This window comes from Pseudoalteromonas sp. J2K-J599 (genome assembly GCF_059295115.2).
Genome location: NZ_CM200271.1, coordinates 2,261,111 through 2,278,226 on the forward strand (window position 1 = coordinate 2,261,111; position 17,116 = coordinate 2,278,226).

The window sequence follows — 17,116 nt, forward strand, 5'->3', positions numbered from 1 at the left end:
ATTACTCCAGTTAAATTAGTGTTTACGCGCTTGCATCAAATCGATGAAGTGGTCAAATAATGGTGCTGCATCGTGTGGACCTGGACTTGCTTCAGGGTGACCCTGGAAGCTAAACGCAGGCTTATCAGTACGATGAATACCTTGAAGCGTTCCATCAAATAACGATTTATGCGTGGCACGAAGCGTACTTGGTAGGCTTGATTCTTGAGCTGCAAAACCATGGTTTTGAGCTGTGATCATAACTACATTGCGGTCTAGGTCTTTAACTGGATGGTTACCACCGTGGTGGCCAAATTTCATTTTTTCTGTTTTAGCACCTGAGGCAAGGGCTAATAACTGATGACCTAAACAGATACCAAAAATAGGTGTGTCGGTTTCTAAAAAGGCTTGAATGGCTTCAATAGCGTAAGTACATGGCTCAGGATCACCAGGGCCATTAGATAGGAAGATACCATCAGGGTTTAAAGCAAGTACGTCAGCGGCTAAAGTTTGCGCTGGTACTACTGTAAGTTTACAACCACGGTCTACAAGCATACGTAAAATATTACGTTTTACACCGAAGTCGTAGGCAACAACATGAAACTTTTCATCAGCAGCGTCAAGGGTTTTAAATCCTTCACCTAATGTCCAGCTTGATTCGCGCCACTCAAAATTTTCCTTGGTTGAGACAACTTTTGCTAAATCCATACCTTTTAAGCCTGGGAAGGCTTGCGCGGCTTGTAACGCTTTATTTTCGTCTAGCTCGTCACCGGCAACAATACACCCGTTTTGTGCGCCTTTATCACGCAAAATTCGAGTTAGCTTTCTGGTGTCGATGTCCGCAATACCTAAAATATTACGTTCTTTTAAGTAATCATCTAACGATTGCTCGTTACGAAAGTTACTTGCTAGCAGTGGCAAATCACGGATCACTAGGCCTTTAGCCCAAATTTGATTCGCTTCTTCGTCTTCGCTGTTGGTACCCGTATTACCGATATGTGGGTACGTCAAAGTTACGATTTGTTCCGCGTATGATGGATCAGTCAAAATTTCTTGATAACCAGTCATAGACGTATTGAATACCACTTCACCGACTGACATGCCGTCAGCGCCGATTGCAGTACCGCGAAACACTGTGCCGTCTTCTAGGACTAACAGAGCGGATTTAGTCAAGTTAAACCTCCTAACAGTAAAAAACGGGAGTAAGCAATTGCTTAACACCCCGCCAATACCCAGAGGGATCGTCAAAACCAGATTTTTGTGAGCTTAAATTGTTTTACGCAGTCTTAAATGATGCAGATGTAAAGCATTCAACCTTCAATCATTTTTCTTGCCTAAAACTATTTTCATTCCCACTGAAACCCTGGATTTACTAGCCACTTGGGTATAATTGGAAACACGCATTTAGTAATTTTTGGCAAATTGGCTGCATATTACATGAAGTTGCTATTTAGGTCTAACATTATTTGGTTAATTGTTACAAATAAGTCACTGTAGGTAAAATTAGACCCAAACAGTTAAAATAGTAACTAAACTACTTAAGATCTAGCACATCTTGCATATCATAAAGTCCAGCAGGTTTATTTTTTAACCAGCTTGCAGCCCTTATAGCACCTAGAGCGAACGTCATTCTCGAACTTGCTTTATGTGTTAATTCAAGCCTTTCGCCCATTGTAGCGAAGTATGCGGTATGTTCACCTACTATATCGCCACCTCTTAGGACAGAATAACCAATCTCATTTTGAGATTTCGCTGTTTCTATTTGGCTTCGGTCATGTACCGCAACCTCGTCGTGATCCCAGCCTTTCGCTTGCGCGATTGACTCACCTATTGCCAGTGCAGTACCCGATGGTGCATCTATTTTATGACGGTGATGCGCTTCAAATATTTCGATATCTAAATCGTCACCAAATTTAGTCGCTGCAGTTTGCACAAGGTTAAGTAATACATTGACACCTACGCTGTAATTTCGCGCAAATACAATAGGGATATGTTTAGCGGCATCGTGTAATAGCGCCATATCATCATTTGTTAAACCTGTTGTGCCAATCACCATAGGAATTTTTTGTGCAACAGCTGTTTTTAAATGGTTTTTCATACCCGCTGGCAGCGTAAAGTCGATTAAAACATCTACATCATCTATTGTACTTTCGGCGCTAAAGCTAACACTGTTATCGGCTGCGCTATTTACTTGATTTACATTAATGCCCAATAGCGATGAACCACTACGAACATATGCGCCTGTAAGTTGTGTTTGCTCTTTAATTGTCGCGGCTTCTAATAGGGCTAAGCCCATTCTGCCGTTAGCACCAAAAACACCTATTCGATTTGTAGTCATGGTTTTTACCTAATTTAATTTGAATCCGTTTATTAGCCATATATCCGGGCATTACAAAATACGCAGGTGGGTATTTTTATGCAGTTGGATAAATATTAATCGCTGAAAATCGCGTTGCTTTATAGATATTATCTAAAAGTCATGCAATAGTCAGGTGACCTTTTAATTTAATAATAATAACAATACCAGTTTACTTTAGCCATCTATACATTTAAACTTCTCTTTCGCGTCGATTTGGTCTTTGGCTTGCGGACGCTGCGGCTAACAACTTTTTAAAATAAAAAGTTGTACTGCTAAATTCAGCTAAAAGAGGAGTTTTGGCTGTGATAAATTTTACTGGTTATGAGGATTATGATGCAGCCATCATTTAATAAAAACAAAGCAATACTTTCTTTACTTCCCCTACTTACCTTTGTAGCGCTATTTTTAGGCTCAGGTTTGTATTTGCAATCGCAAGGGGTTGATTATGCTTTTTACCAACTACCTGCACCTGTTGCTATATTGCCCGCCATCATGCTTGCGTTTATTTTAAATAAAGGCACGGTAAACCAATGTGTAGAGACCTTTATTAAAGGTGCCGGACACAACAATATTATTACCATGTGTTTAATCTACTTACTTGCAGGTGCCTTTTCGGCTGTGGCAAGTGCAACCGGTGGAGTAGATGCGGTAGTAAATGCAGGCTTATCACTTATTCCACCTTCGTTATTGCTCCCTGGTTTGTTTTTAATTGCGGCCGTTGTTTCTACTGCAATGGGAACGTCAATGGGTACGATTGGCGCCATTGGCCCTATCGCTTATGCGGTATCAATTAAAACAGGTATAGACCCAGCATTAATGGCAGGTACGATTGTATCTGGCGCTATGTTTGGCGATAACTTATCTATTATTTCAGACACCACTATTGCAGCTACGCGCACGCAGGGCTGTGAAATGAAAGACAAGTTTAAAGAAAATCTTAAAATTGCAGTCCCTGCAGCCATTCTAACAATCGCCCTGTTGTTTTATTTAACACCTGCTGCACAAGTAGTTGAAACTAAAGACTATGATATTTGGTTAGTACTTCCTTATGCCTTTATTTTAGTGTTAGCAGTTGCTGGCTTGAACGTATTTGTCGTGTTATTTAGCGGTATTATTTTTGCCGCATTAATGGGCTTTACAGGAAGTTACGAAGGCGCAAGCTTTGTAAAAGACATTTACAAAGGCTTTACTGATATGCAGGAAATATTTTTACTTTCTATGTTTATTGGTGGCTTATCTGAATTTATTCGTATTAACGGTGGTCTTGATTACATTGCTCAAAAAATTCAAGCGATTACTAAAATCATTGCAAAATGGCACCGTAAAGTGGCAGATCAATTAGGTATCGCTGCGTTAGTTTTAACAAGTAATGTATGTATTGCTAATAACACAGTGTCTATTATTGTGGCCGGTCCTATTGCTAAAAAACTAGCAGATGACGGTGAAATAAGCGGTAAACGCTCTGCCAGTTTACTTGATATATTTGCCTGTGTTACACAGGGTTCATTGCCATACGGTGCCCAAGCATTGTTATTAGGTGCTACGTTTAAAATTAGCCCGTGGGAAGTATCAACGTCTTCTTATTACTGCTTTATTTTAGCATTTACAGCCATTGCAGTTATTTGCTTACGCCGTAATAAAGCATAGTTTAAACACCGACACTATGTTGCAGCTTAATAAGTAAGCTGCAACATATGTTAAAATAATACTCTACATACCAATCACTTTTGCTATAATGCGCGCCTTCGCGTGTCACTAAAATTATAGTTAAATACAGATATGAAATTTAAAAAATTACTTCCTCTCGTTACTTTTACATCAATTGTTTTATCGTCTTCTGCTTTTGCGGCTAATTGGAGCAGCACAGCACTACATATTAATAATGGCGACCAAAAAAACCCATTCACTGAGCAAGAGTCAAACACCACTGTTTACTCGGTTCAACATGCATCGGGTTACGATTACGGCGATAACTTCTTTTTTATCGATTACAGTAAAGACGATACCGATGATGGTTACCAAGATGCTGATTTTTATGGTGAGTGGTATTCAACGGTAAGCTTATCGGCCATTAGCGGCGAAAAAATTGGCGCAGGCGCATTATTAGATGTGGGCCTTACCGGTGGTATTAACGTTGCTGGCGACGCTAAAGTAATGAAATACTTGCCTGGTGTTAAATTAAGCTGGGATGTACCTGGGTTTAACTTTTTTCAAACGCTATTAACAGCTTACATTGACGATAGTGAAGGTGTAGCAAAAGGCGGGGCTCCTATTGAAACAAATAGCTGGATGCTTGATGTTGCCTTTGAATACCCTTTCACTATTGGCTCACAAAAATTTAGCTTTAAAGGCCACGCTGAATACATTGCAGAACGTGAAGATGAATTTGGTAACGATGTAGAGGCGTGGATCCTCGCACAGCCTATTTTAGTATGGGATATGGGCCACGCTCTTCAAATGAAAGAAAACACACTACTGTTGGGTATGGAATTACAATACTGGCACAATAAACTAGGTACTGAAGTCACTGAGTCAGTGCCACAAATCCATATTGAGTGGACGTTTTAAGCTTTAACGATACTTCTTTTACCCTACATTAATAAGCGAAGCTCTCTTTTAGCTTCGCTTTTTTCATCTCCAAATTAAACAACGTTGAGCATGACAAAGCCTCAATTGAATAGTACTTAATGTTTGGTTACTATAATGAATTATTCTGAGTTTTATATATTAGAGCTCATATTATTTGTCCTTAATTGGAGTAACCAAATGTCGTCGATTAAAGTTATTTGCTTTTCTACTTTATTGTTATTAACAAACAATGCATTAGCGAGCACAACGCAAGATACCTCTTCACTTTCTTATGATGCGCTTTTAAGCAGTTACCAGTACGACTTTAAAGTAAATTACTTTAACATTGAGTCACAAAAACAGTCTCTTAAAATGGCCTATATTTACTTAAAGCCTACCAAATCCGACATGCCTACAGTGACGCTTATGCACGGCAAAAATTTTAATGCAGATTACTGGACTACCACTGCGCAATACCTGCAATCTTTAGGCTACGGCATATTAATTCCTGATCAAATTGGTTTTGGAAAATCATCTAAACCAACTAATTACCAGTATTCATTTGCGGCTCTTGCTCATCATACTCATGCGTTAATGGACTCACTTAATATAAAAGAGTCAATTGTATTAGGGCACTCTATGGGTGGGATGCTAGCGAGTCGTTTTGCATTAATGTACCCAAACACAACAAGTAAATTAATTTTACTTAACCCTATTGGGCTTGAAAACTACCTGCAGTATGTTGATTACAAAGATACAAATTTTTTCTATAAAAACGAATTTTCAAAAACACCAGAAGGCGTAAGAAAATACCAACAGAAAAATTACTACGATGGTAAGTGGAATGCCACATATTCAGCCTTAACCGACTTTATAACAGGGCAAATACAAGGCCCGGATAAAGAACAAGTGGCATGGGTAAATGCAAAAACATACGATATGATTTTCACTCAACCTGTAATAACCGAATTTAAAGATTTAACTGTACCGGTTAAATTAATTATTGGTACACGCGATAGAACCGGCCCTGGCCGTAACTGGAAAAAAGACGGTGTTGATTACGAGCTTGGTAGATATGATAAATTAGGCAAACACGCTGCAACACTTATCCCTGACGCACAATTATTTGAACTGGATAATTTAGGGCACCTGCCGCACATTGAAGATTTCGAACGCTTTAAAAATGTATTTAAACAAGCACTTGCTGCTAAATAACCACGCTTAAAAACTAAAATAAAACCCCTGTAGGTAAAATACTTACAGGGGTTTTATTTTAATTACGCATTAATACTAAACGTACACTACTTCAAATAGTAAAGCGCTTAACTACAGTGTGCATTGTGGGTTTTTACCCTGTGCTTTAGCAGTGCCTTGCTCGCTAAGTGCTTTACTCATTTGCGCTTGTAAATTTTTAATACGGTTACTTGGCGCTGGGTGAGTAGATAAAAACTCAGGGGTTGTACCGCTGCCCGCTGCACTCATATTTTCCCAAAGTGTAACCGACTCTTGTGGATTAAAACCCGCCTGTGCCATTAAATCCAGACCTATAGTATCGGCTTCTGATTCGTGAGAGCGGCTAAATGGTAAAACAACTCCATATTGTGCGCCCAAACCTAAGCCTTGCATAATTTCGTTACGGTATTGAATATTACCCATTTCAAGTGCAGCACTACCAAGCTGCATACCGGTATCTAAAATAGAGCTTTGTGAAACACGCTCATTAGAATGCTCAGCAATTACGTGCCCTACTTCGTGCCCTAGCACTGTTGCTAATTGGTCTTGATTGGTGGCTATTTTTAATAAGCCCGTATGAACCCCAATGTAACCCCCAGGTAATGCAAAAGCGTTAGCAGATTCATCTTCAAATACCACTACTTCCCAATTTTGCGACGCGTATTCTTTTGGTAATACAGCCACTACTTTTTCAGCAATACAATTTACATAAGAATTTGTTTTAGCGTCTTTATTTATTGGCTGAGATGCTTTCATTTCGGCAAAGCTAGCTGTGCCCATTTCACTCATTTGTTGATCTGAGTAAAGCGCTATTTGAGTACGTCCTGTTGGTGACGTTTTACAACCGGCTAAAACGGCTGTCGCTAATACTGCAAGTACTAGTTTTTTCATGATAATTCTCTTAAGTAATGAATTTTTTATTGCTTGTAGAATAGCAAACACAGTACCAATTTAAAATATTTGCTTTATGTACCGTTATATTAAAAAAAAGCAATATGACGATAAACTTAGCGGGCAAACTAAGTTTATCCAAATACAATGCCCTGTTACACTATAACCCTTGTTTTTAGTGATTGTTGAGTTTACACATGGACGCCTCAGCCTCGTCTTTTAATACCCGTATTTTATTGCCTTTATTAGCCAGTATAGTGGCGATTACGCCATTGGCGATAGATATGTACTTACCTGCCATGCTGGTAATTGCAAACGATTTACACACTAATATGCCCAATGTACAAATATCGTTGAGTATTTACTTAGCAGGCTATTCATTAGGGATGCTATTTTTTGGCCCCATTGCCGATCAAATTGGCCGCCGTAAGCTTGCACGTATCGGCTTAACCTTATTTGGTGCAAGCTCACTTGCACTGGCATTTACCACCGAGATCCATGCTTTTTGGACTCTTAGAGCAGTGCAAGCATTTACGGGAGCGGCAGCAACGGTAGTAGTACCGGGTATTATTCGCCATATTTATCAGCAAAATACAGCTAAAGGAATGTCATATGTATCGATGATCATGATGGTAGCACCGTTAGTTGCCCCCTCTGTTGGTTCGTTTATTTTAGGATTTTCTGTTTGGTCAACAATATTCTTGGTTCTTGCTGGATATAGCTTTTTAATATTGGCGTTAGTGCAAGTGTATCTAATTGATATTCCTATTCACAAAAATGAAAAAAAGGGTCTCGCTCTATTTTTTGATAGCTATAAAACAGTACTCAGTAATAAAGATGCACGTGCCGACATACTCAGTTCTATGTTTGTATCGTTTGGATTTTTTTGCTTTTTGACCTCAGTACCATTTATTTATTTAGATTTATATGAAGTGTCAGAACAGTTATTTGGTGTGTTATTTGCCTTTAACGTAATGGCGCTGATGTTTGGTAACTTTTTAAATACGCGAATTGTACCAAGGCTGGGCTCTCGAAAAATGCTCTATATTGGGCTTACATTTGGATTTGTATCGGGGCTGGCTTTGTTAACATTTAGCTTATTGCATTTATCACTTTATTATATTGTGGCTGCTATTGCGCCATTAATGATGAGCTTAGGCGTCACTGCAAGTAATGCTGACTCGCTAATATTAATGAAGTTTGAAAAAAACACAGGCACGGCAACGGCCGTAATTGGCACACTTCGTTTTGGCAGTGGCGCATTAGTTGGCCCACTACTCGCTATTATGCATGCAAAAAGCGCAGTGCCATTTTCAAGTCTAATGTTTAGCGCGGTTTTGCTTACTATGCTCGTACAGTTAATTCACTATAAAAAAGACAAAAAAAATGCCTCAATATGAGGCATTTTTTAAAACTAATAATTCAATTAAGCATCAGCAGCTTTAGAAACCATAACCATTGCAGGGCGTAATAAACGACCATTCAATGTGTAACCTTTTTGCATAACAGCAAGTACTGTATTAGGTGTTACATCGTTACTTGGTTGAATTGACATTGCTTGATGAAAATCTGGATTAAACTGCTCACCTTGTGGGTTTACAATTTCAACACCAAACTTTGCAACAGCATCGTTAAAGCTTTTAACTGTCATATCGATACCTTCAAGCAACGGCTTTAGAGTCTCATTTTCTTTATCAGAAAACTCAATAGCACGCTCAAGATTATCAATTACAGGTAGTAATTCGTTAGCAAATTTTTCTAGTGCAAACTTATGCGCTTTTTCTACATCTTGTGCTGCACGACGACGAATGTTGTCTACGTCTGCTGCAGCACGAACAACACCATCTTTTTGGTCAGCAATAGTTTGTTTAGCAGCTTCAAGCTCTGCATATAGCATAGCTATTTCTGCTTCAGGGCTTTGCTCTTCTTCTGCATGTTGATCAGCGGCTTCTACTGCTGCTTCTACATCAGCCTGCATTTTAGAAATTTCTTCGTTTAATTCTACTTCTTGCTCAGGGTTTTGTGTCTGCTCAGACATAAAATACGTGCTCCAATTCTTTACAACTGCGGTAATTATGGGGATTGAATAAAAAGATTCAAGAGTTAGATGCCTCAATTAATTTAAATTCTCGAATTATTTCTTCGATTTGCGCTGATTTAGGGCAAATTATACAAAAGCGGCTTTGGTATTCTTGATTTTGAAAGTACGGCACGCTTATTACGATCAATTCATCACACTCAGTAAAAGGCAATTTTTCGCTATTAAGTACCGAGACACCGTTTTTAAAAGCGAGTTTATCTTCTACATAATTTAAAAACGAAACACCAATATTTAAACTTTGCTCACAATCGATTTGTTTATAGAGGTAATTTTCGCCAACTACAATACTATTATCTGAGCCTAATTTTTGACTTAGTTGTCGCGTCCATTGATTAAGCGAATCATGACAATTTCGAGGCGCTGTATTTGCCATCGCCTGCATACGATACAAACCCTCCATAAGAGTTTGTTGGCTAAATACGGTGTTCAACCATGTTGCAAACTGATAACGAACAGAGTCTGACGAATCATGAGGTTTATCAATACAAATGTTGTGGCTCTGCCCAGCCCTGTCTATTAATAGAATAAGCCAGTCGGTAGAATCAAAATCAAGCACTTCTACTCTAAACACTTGCTGCGAGCTGGCTTGTGGTAAACCAACACAACAACATATTTGGTATTTTTGGCTCAAACCATGTGCTAATTCAACGAGTTGTGATTGCTCTGGTTGCCAATAATTAGCAATGTCAGCGAGTGGAAAAAACTCGTCAAACCAATAATCAAACCCTTCATTTGTGGGCACTCGTCCTGCAGATGTATGAGGTGAATACAATAGCCCCACTTTTTCTAAGCGAGCCATAGCATTACGAACCGTAGCCGAGCATACTGCCATGCCTTTGAGCTTGGCAATTTTTGTTGATGGAACAGGCAAGCCTTCACCATTACAGTACATGTTCATAACAGCTGAAAAAATTTGCTGATCTCGTGAGTTTAGTTTCATGGTATCTACATCTTGTTGCATGAAAGAGATATCGGGGCGTTTAGTTGTTTTTCAAGTCGTGCAGTTAACTCACTGCGAATAAAATTGAAGGTTTATAATATTGCTATAATCTGTATTTTCAAACACTTCTGTTTTGAGTTACTCTACAATTATTAAATCTTTTTGTGCGTACATTATGGACTCTCCTTTTAATACCATTGGCCTAATTGGCAAACCTAATCACCCGGGAGCCGCTGCTACCCTTCAGCGCTTACATACATTTTTACTTGCGCTTGGTTTTGAGGTAATAGTAGAAAAACGCACAGGGAGTCAATTAGACGATATCCCGCATGACAAACTTGTTAAGTTAGTCGACTTAGGAGAACAAGCCGATTTAGCTATTGTTGTAGGCGGTGACGGTAACATGCTTGGTGCTGCACGCGTGCTTGCGCGCTTTAACATTGCTGTAATTGGAGTAAATAGAGGTAACCTTGGCTTTTTAACTGATTTAAACCCTGAAGGGTTTGAAGCGAGCTTAGAGCAAGTCCTCAGTGGTGAGTACCTTGAAGAAAAACGCTTTTTATTAGAAGTAGAAGTATATCGCCACAACGAATTAAAGAGTGCAAATTCTGCCGTTAACGAAGCGGTACTTCATGCCGATAAAGTAGCGCATATGATTGAGTTTGAAGCTTTTATAAATAATGACTTTGTGTTTTCTCAGCGCTCTGACGGTTTAATAGTATCAACCCCTACTGGCTCTACGGCATATTCACTTTCAGGTGGCGGGCCAATTTTAACGCCAGAGCTAAATGCAATATCGTTAGTGCCTATGTTTCCTCATACCTTATCTAGCAGACCTTTAGTGGTCGATGCCGATAACGAAGTACGCTTAAAGCTAAGCCTAGAAAATACAGATAGCTTACAAGTAAGTTGCGACAGCCATGTTGTGCTTGCCGTATTACCCGGCGATGAGGTAGTAATTAAAAAAGCGGATAAACAATTGCGCTTAATTCATCCAAAAAATTACTCGTACTACAACGTTTTACGTACAAAACTAAATTGGGGTAGTCGTTTGTACTAATTTTATTGCCAAATTTAGTACTATAAAGCAAAATGGCGGCTTAAAATAATAATCAAATAATTTAGGAACGAGTAGCAATGACTTATGTAGTATTCTTTGCTTTACTGCTATTAATTACACTTTTATACAGTTACCTCAAAATTGAGAGTAATCGCAAAAAAGCAATCGAAGCTAGAAAAAAGCTATTTAATGAACGTGTTTCGCATGTAAATTCACGCCTTAAAGCAAAGCTTAATGATCTTCTTGATGCTAAAATAATTCGCCCAAAATACGTTCCTCGTATTCAAGCTATTGTAAATAATTTTTTTGTTGTGCAATCGCATACAGACGAGAATTTGCAACAACTTGAAGATACCGCTGACCTACTAATTAATACGTTGTCCAACGAGTTAATTAAAACTAATCAAACGAATATAATCCAGCCATTGATTGATAATATACAGTACTTTGTATCTGAGTTACCTCAGCAAGGAATTTTATACAATAAGAGTTTTTACCTAAATACTTTACCTCCACTTATCGGGCTACTTAAAACCGAAGACATTATACAAGCTACTGATATTGTTGATGATCAAATTGATACCTCTCCAAAAACTTCTGATACACAATTTACTCAAGATGTAAGCGTTGCATAAATAATAAAAAATTAATTTGCAAAAAACCAAAACACTGTATAAATTAACAGTTAATTGACTGGATGGATAAACAGTATGTTAATTGGTTTAGAAGTTAAAAATTTTGCAATTGTTAGTAATTTAAGCACAGAATGGCGCAGCGGTATGACCGCGATCACTGGCGAGACAGGTGCTGGTAAATCTATTGCTATTGATGCGCTATCATTATGTTTAGGTGAACGAGCTGAAGCATCAGCAGTGCGCCCAAGCTCTGATAAAGCAGAAGTATGCGCTCAATTTGACCTAACAGATTTACCGCTAGCTCAATCGTTTTTAGAGCAACATATGCTAAACAATGACGATAATGAATGTTTATTGCGTCGTGTTGTTTGCAAAAATGGACGCAGTAAAAGCTATATTAATGGCAGTGCCGTTACCGCATCACAATTAAAAGAACTTGGTCAATATTTAATATCTATTCATGGACAACATGCCCACCAACACTTATTAAAAGCTGAGCATCAGTTACAGCTTTTAGATGCTTATGCAGGACATCACCACTTAGTAAATGATGTAAATAACAACTATAAACAGTTTGCTAACTTACAAAAAGAATTTAAACATTTAGAACAACAACAGCAGCAACAAGCAGCGCAAAAACAATTGTTAGAATACCAAGTTGCAGAGCTCGATGAGTTTGCCTTACAAGAAGGTGAGTTTGATTTAATTGAGGCCGAGCATTACAAACTTAGTAACAGCCAAACAATATTAGAATCGTGCCAACGTGAATTACAATATTTATATGAAAGTGATGAACAAAATGCTTGTTCAATGCTGCAGCACAGTGCCCAACAATTCGCTGAGCTGGCTCAATACGACGAAAGCTTAGCGGGCGTAGCAGCCCTCCTTAGTGAAGCCGCAGTACAAGTTGAAGAAGCAAGCCGTGAAGTTCGAAATTATACTGAGCAAGCAGATTTAGATCCTGCTCGTTTAGGTGAAGTAGAAAATAGACTAAGCGGTGCGATGGATTTAGCGCGTAAGCATCACATAAAACCACAGCAGCTAGTTGAGTTTCATCAATCGATTGCTCAGGAGCTTGAGTCAATAAGTAATAATAGTAATCGTCTGGAGCAACTAGAGTCAGAAATAGAAAGCGCGTTACTTAGTTATAAGCAAGCTGCCGATGAACTAAGTAAAAGTCGCTATGAGTATGCTAATACACTTAACACACTAATAAGTGAAAGCATGGCTAATTTATCGATGGAAAACGGTGTATTTGAAATAGCTTTAACTCAAGAGAGTAGCCGCGCACCTAATAGCTTAGGGTACGATAATGTGTCGTTTTTAGTATCAACTAATCCGGGGCAGCCACTTCAGCCGTTAGCTAAAGTAGCCTCAGGTGGTGAGCTTTCGCGAATTAGCCTTGCTATACAGGTAATTATTGCCCAAAAAGTAACAACCCCAACGCTTATTTTTGATGAAGTTGATGTAGGTATTTCTGGCCCTACAGCATCAGCCGTAGGCAAACTATTGCGCCAGTTAGGTAAGTCTACTCAAGTGATTTGTGTTACTCATTTACCGCAAGTTGCTAGTAGCGCACACCAACAATTTTTTGTAGCTAAAGAAATAGCACAAGGCGAAACGTTCACTCATATGCTGCCTTTGAATAAAGATGGTCGTATTAATGAAATAGCTCGCTTACTTGGTGGTGATAATATTAGTAAAACAGCTAAAGCGAATGCTAAAGAACTAATAATGGCCCATGCCTAATATTGGTTAATAGAGCTTTGAAGGATTAAATAATGCACAGTACTTTAGTTAATTTTTGTATCATTTTAAGTTGGTTTTTATTAGCGCTAAGCAGCTGTTTAATAATTTTTAGTAAATATAAGCATACTTACTTTAAACAGCGTTTACTGAGGTTTTTAAATAGCTTTTTAGTTCTTCAGATAATCGCCGTAGCCTATTACTTTACTAGCGAAAAAATAAATAACCTAAGTGACTTAGGCATCAGTTATTGGCTATTAATTACAATGCAGATTGCCTGTAATGCAATGTGTTACATGAGCGTAAAGCGCAGAAAGGCTAAAATAAAGCCATCACTTGATTCGTTTTCAATGGATTAAAGTAGATAAACTTTTAAGAAGAACACGTTCTGTTTTTACCTTGCGCTTTTGCTTTATAAAGTAGTTCATCAGCACGCTTGATATCAAGATCAATTGAGCGTTCGGCACTTGCAGAGATAACACCAATACTTAGCGTAATATTGGTACTATCTGAAAATAAGCTCACAGCTGAAGCTTTAAGGGCGTTGTGGATTTTTTCTGCAACTTGCTCCCCCTGCTCAACTGTTGCATTTGGGATAACAATTAAAAACTCCTCTCCGCCCCAACGTGATGCAATCGCATTTTTTGGAATACTTTTATCAAAGGTTTTAGCTAACTGAATAAGTGCTTCATCGCCAAAATCATGGCCGAATTGATCATTAATTTTTTTAAAATTATCTACATCAGCTAATAAAATTACAAAGGGAGTATTATTATCTTTCAGCTCACTTTTAAAAGCCACAAGCTTATTCATGGTATAGCGACGGTTTGGCAGGTTGGTGAGTGGATCTATAGTTGCTAAAAATTCATTCTTTTGACTCAAAGCAATTATTTTACTGCTGTATTTTTCTCTTGAAAACTCGTAGTAGCCACTCAGCGACGCGACAATTATAAAAGCGAGTATAATTCTGATAGGAAACTGTTCCGGACTATAGTCATATATATTGAATGTATCAGCGCAGTAAAAGCCTAAAACAATCGCTAATAAAAACAAAATTATATCAAATGTACCTCGCTTAAGTCCGCGTATTGAATAAGTAACAGGAGACACTATGAATATCCATATAGGCCCTGTTCCTTGTGCTCCACCAGTGAGGACTAGGTAAAACATTAGTGCATAAAGGTTGTATAAAATTATAGTGCCTGACTTCTCTACTCCCCTACTTATGCTAAATGCCAATAAATAGACAAACGAAGAAACCACCAAGGTACACGCTAATAAATAACTGCTATTAATAAATGCTAAGCTAGCCATAGAAAACGTTGCTATAAACCCTATTGAAGAGAAGAATCGAACAATGAGTTTCCTTTCCGACTTGTTTGAATATTCGTACATAATTTCTATTTATTTTATTAATATATAAAAGCTTACTTGTAGACAAAAAGTAAGCAAACCGTAAACAGCGTGCGATAATGGACCAACTTTATATTTAAATCAACTCTTAAGATTAGTTATTTCGGGTTGATAAAAGCGAATACTTTAACCATTACTTACCTTTGTTAGGGATAATGCAATAATATTAAGGGTTAAAAAATAAATAAGTTTACTTTTTTATTCCCACACTACCCGCACTAATAGTAATAGTTAAAGTAGTGATATAACACACGTAGTTAAAGATGGTGTTAACGGTACTGTATATATGTATTGAGCCAAGCAACCAATCAATTAACTCTTCAAATCAAAGTATTTATACAACGATGCAAACAAGAGTTATAGCATATTAAGCAACAAAAGAAGCTACAGATTATGGCCAAATAACGTTAGCTAGTACTACTGAAAATCCAAAAAAATCGAGTTGCTATAAGTAAATGCCTGCCCCCTTGTGTTGGTTAAGTAAAGCGTAAAGTTTGATGTATGAATTAACCCTCAAGGCTGCTTAATAGATGCCCTAAGCATCCGTATTTAGCTCGAAACAAGCTCACCCACACTAAAGCATAATAATCCCTCTTGGTAGTACTCTAAAGGTAAAAACTCAAGGTGTCGCTAAAGAAAGCTATGCTACAGGTGATATTAATATAATACCGTTTGTGGCTAACTACGTTGACATTACATTCGAATAAAACAATAAAAAAAGCAAGCCAGTTGGCTTGCTTCTTATTTATTTTATTAATACGAACAATTAAACTTTTAAGTAATCCATAATACCTTCTGCAGCATTACGTCCTTCAAAAATAGCGGTTACCACTAAATCTGAACCACGCACAATATCGCCACCAGCAAATATTTTAGGGTTCGTTGTTTGATGTGTAAATTCACCCTGTTCTGGTGCATTAATGCCGCCCCAGTGATTTATTTCTACATCGTATTTTTCTAACCAATCCATTTTGTGAGGCTGGAAACCAAATGCCATAATAACTTGGTCAGCTTCTATCACATGCTCTGAACCAGGTACTTCTTCAGCACGACTTCTGCCATTTGCGTCAGGTTCGCCTAATTTAGTTTTAACCATTCTAACGCCAGTTACTTTACCTTTATCGTTCAATACAATGCCTTTAGGCTGAACGTTATAGGTAAATATAACGCCTTCTTCTTTGGCGTTTTTAACTTCACGTTTAGAACCAGGCATATTTTCTTTATCACGACGATAAGCACACGTTACTTTTGCAGCGTTTTGACGAATAGACGTACGCACACAGTCCATCGCTGTATCACCACCACCAAGTACAACTACTTTTTGGTTAGCCATATCAATACACGGCTGCTTAGTCTCGTCATAGCCCATTACACGGTTAGTGTTACCAATCAAGAACGGGAGTGCATCGTGAACACCTGGTGCATCTTCATTTTCAAGACCTGCACGCATACTTTTATACGTACCAACTCCTAAAAATACGGCGTCGTAATCAGCTAAAATTTGATCAAGCGTAATATCAACACCTACTTCAACATTTAACTTAAACTCCACGCCCATTTCAGTGAAAATTTCACGGCGCTTTTGCATCACTTCTTTTTCAAGTTTAAAAGAAGGAATACCAAACGTGAGTAGTCCGCCAATTTCTGGGTGACGATCAAACACTACTGGTTTTACGCCGTTACGAACTAAAATATCAGCACACCCTAAACCAGCTGGGCCTGCACCAATAATAGCTACTTTTTTGTCGGTCCAAGTTACATAAGACATATCAGGCTTCCAGCCCATTTTAAATGCCTCATCGGTAATGTATTTTTCAATATTACCAATTGTAACCGCACCAAACTCTTCATCTAATGTACACGAGCCTTCACACAAACGGTCTTGTGGGCAAACACGCCCACAAACCTCTGGTAAGCTATTTGTACGATGAGAAAGCTCTGCTGCCTCTATAATACGACCTGTGCGTATTAACTTTAACCATTGTGGAATGTAGTTATGTACTGGGCACTTCCACTCACAATACGGGTTACCACAATCTAAACAACGATCAGCTTGTGAGTTAACCTGATTCTCTGAAAAGGGTTCGTAAATTTCTACGAAAGATTTTTTACGTGACGAGATTGGTTTTTTGCGTGGGTCTACACGCTGCACGTCTATAAATTGATATACATTTTCGCTCATACTGCCCCC

15 protein-coding genes are annotated in these 17,116 nt (G+C 38.3%); 8 read left to right on the plus strand and 7 right to left on the minus strand.

The annotated features are described in order from the left end of the window. Window positions 1-15: 15 nt before the first annotated feature. Entirely contained in the window at window positions 16-1,152 is a 1,137-nt protein-coding gene (gene carA, locus AC5NT5_RS10210; protein WP_494512867.1) for a glutamine-hydrolyzing carbamoyl-phosphate synthase small subunit, read from the minus strand. A 361-nt stretch (window positions 1,153-1,513) separates the two neighbouring features. Further along, window positions 1,514-2,317, minus strand: a complete 804-nt coding sequence (gene dapB, locus AC5NT5_RS10215; protein ID WP_494512866.1) for a 4-hydroxy-tetrahydrodipicolinate reductase — start codon at window positions 2,315-2,317, stop codon at window positions 1,514-1,516. Between the two features lie 354 nt (window positions 2,318-2,671). Between dapB and AC5NT5_RS10220 the strand changes: the two genes are divergently transcribed. The 3 genes from AC5NT5_RS10220 to AC5NT5_RS10230 all read left to right on the plus strand — a co-directional run bounded on the left by AC5NT5_RS10220 (window position 2,672) and on the right by AC5NT5_RS10230 (window position 6,121). Next, window positions 2,672-3,985 carry a Na+/H+ antiporter NhaC family protein gene (locus AC5NT5_RS10220; RefSeq protein WP_004335396.1) on the plus strand — a complete coding sequence of 438 codons (1,314 nt, stop codon included), beginning with the start codon at window positions 2,672-2,674 and terminating at the stop codon, window positions 3,983-3,985. Window positions 3,986-4,117: 132 nt separating this feature from the next. Beyond that, the gene (locus AC5NT5_RS10225) at window positions 4,118-4,906 is read left to right on the plus strand and encodes a nucleoside-binding protein (protein ID WP_494512865.1); all 789 of its coding nucleotides are present in this window, start codon (window positions 4,118-4,120) and stop codon (window positions 4,904-4,906) included. Between the two features lie 198 nt (window positions 4,907-5,104). Continuing rightward, the gene (locus tag AC5NT5_RS10230) at window positions 5,105-6,121 is read left to right on the plus strand and encodes an alpha/beta fold hydrolase (RefSeq protein ID WP_494512864.1); all 1,017 of its coding nucleotides are present in this window, start codon (window positions 5,105-5,107) and stop codon (window positions 6,119-6,121) included. 111 nt (window positions 6,122-6,232) lie between these two features. Here the strand turns inward: AC5NT5_RS10230 and AC5NT5_RS10235 are convergent, their stop codons facing one another. Further along, a complete protein-coding gene (locus AC5NT5_RS10235) occupies window positions 6,233-7,030 on the minus strand; it encodes a M48 family metallopeptidase (protein ID WP_182681084.1) in 798 nt (265 codons plus the stop codon). 197 nt (window positions 7,031-7,227) lie between these two features. Here AC5NT5_RS10235 and AC5NT5_RS10240 point away from each other — a divergent pair, with 197 nt between their 5' ends. Continuing rightward, complete coding sequence (locus AC5NT5_RS10240; protein ID WP_494512863.1) at window positions 7,228-8,430, plus strand: Bcr/CflA family multidrug efflux MFS transporter; 1,203 nt, start codon at window positions 7,228-7,230, stop codon at window positions 8,428-8,430. A gap of 26 nt (window positions 8,431-8,456) precedes the next feature. Here the strand turns inward: AC5NT5_RS10240 and grpE are convergent, their stop codons facing one another. Together grpE and AC5NT5_RS10250 are read right to left on the minus strand one after the other, a co-directional pair. Further along, window positions 8,457-9,068: a nucleotide exchange factor GrpE gene (grpE, locus tag AC5NT5_RS10245; protein WP_024597391.1), complete on the minus strand. Its 612-nt coding sequence runs from the start codon at window positions 9,066-9,068 to the stop codon at window positions 8,457-8,459. A gap of 58 nt (window positions 9,069-9,126) precedes the next feature. After that, window positions 9,127-10,092 (minus strand): HrcA family transcriptional regulator, encoded by a 966-nt coding sequence (locus AC5NT5_RS10250; RefSeq protein WP_004335385.1) that lies wholly within the window; start codon window positions 10,090-10,092, stop codon window positions 9,127-9,129. Between the two features lie 154 nt (window positions 10,093-10,246). Here AC5NT5_RS10250 and nadK point away from each other — a divergent pair, with 154 nt between their 5' ends. From nadK to AC5NT5_RS10270, 4 genes are all read left to right on the plus strand, one after another. After that, window positions 10,247-11,131: an NAD(+) kinase gene (nadK, locus tag AC5NT5_RS10255; protein ID WP_004335384.1), complete on the plus strand. Its 885-nt coding sequence runs from the start codon at window positions 10,247-10,249 to the stop codon at window positions 11,129-11,131. Between the two features lie 77 nt (window positions 11,132-11,208). Beyond that, window positions 11,209-11,766 (plus strand): hypothetical protein, encoded by a 558-nt coding sequence (locus AC5NT5_RS10260; protein ID WP_024597393.1) that lies wholly within the window; start codon window positions 11,209-11,211, stop codon window positions 11,764-11,766. Between the two features lie 75 nt (window positions 11,767-11,841). After that, complete coding sequence (gene recN, locus AC5NT5_RS10265) at window positions 11,842-13,515, plus strand: DNA repair protein RecN (RefSeq protein ID WP_039487455.1); 1,674 nt, start codon at window positions 11,842-11,844, stop codon at window positions 13,513-13,515. Between the two features lie 32 nt (window positions 13,516-13,547). Continuing rightward, window positions 13,548-13,871 carry a hypothetical protein gene (locus AC5NT5_RS10270; RefSeq protein ID WP_004335381.1) on the plus strand — a complete coding sequence of 108 codons (324 nt, stop codon included), beginning with the start codon at window positions 13,548-13,550 and terminating at the stop codon, window positions 13,869-13,871. 13 nt (window positions 13,872-13,884) lie between these two features. On the opposite strand, the gene AC5NT5_RS10275 is transcribed toward AC5NT5_RS10270, so the two are convergent. After that, entirely contained in the window at window positions 13,885-14,622 is a 738-nt protein-coding gene (locus AC5NT5_RS10275) for a GGDEF domain-containing protein (RefSeq protein WP_226929041.1), read from the minus strand. Window positions 14,623-15,691: 1,069 nt separating this feature from the next. Then, window positions 15,692-17,107 (minus strand): glutamate synthase small subunit GltD family protein, encoded by a 1,416-nt coding sequence (locus tag AC5NT5_RS10280; protein WP_494512862.1) that lies wholly within the window; start codon window positions 17,105-17,107, stop codon window positions 15,692-15,694. Window positions 17,108-17,116: the final 9 nt, after the last annotated feature.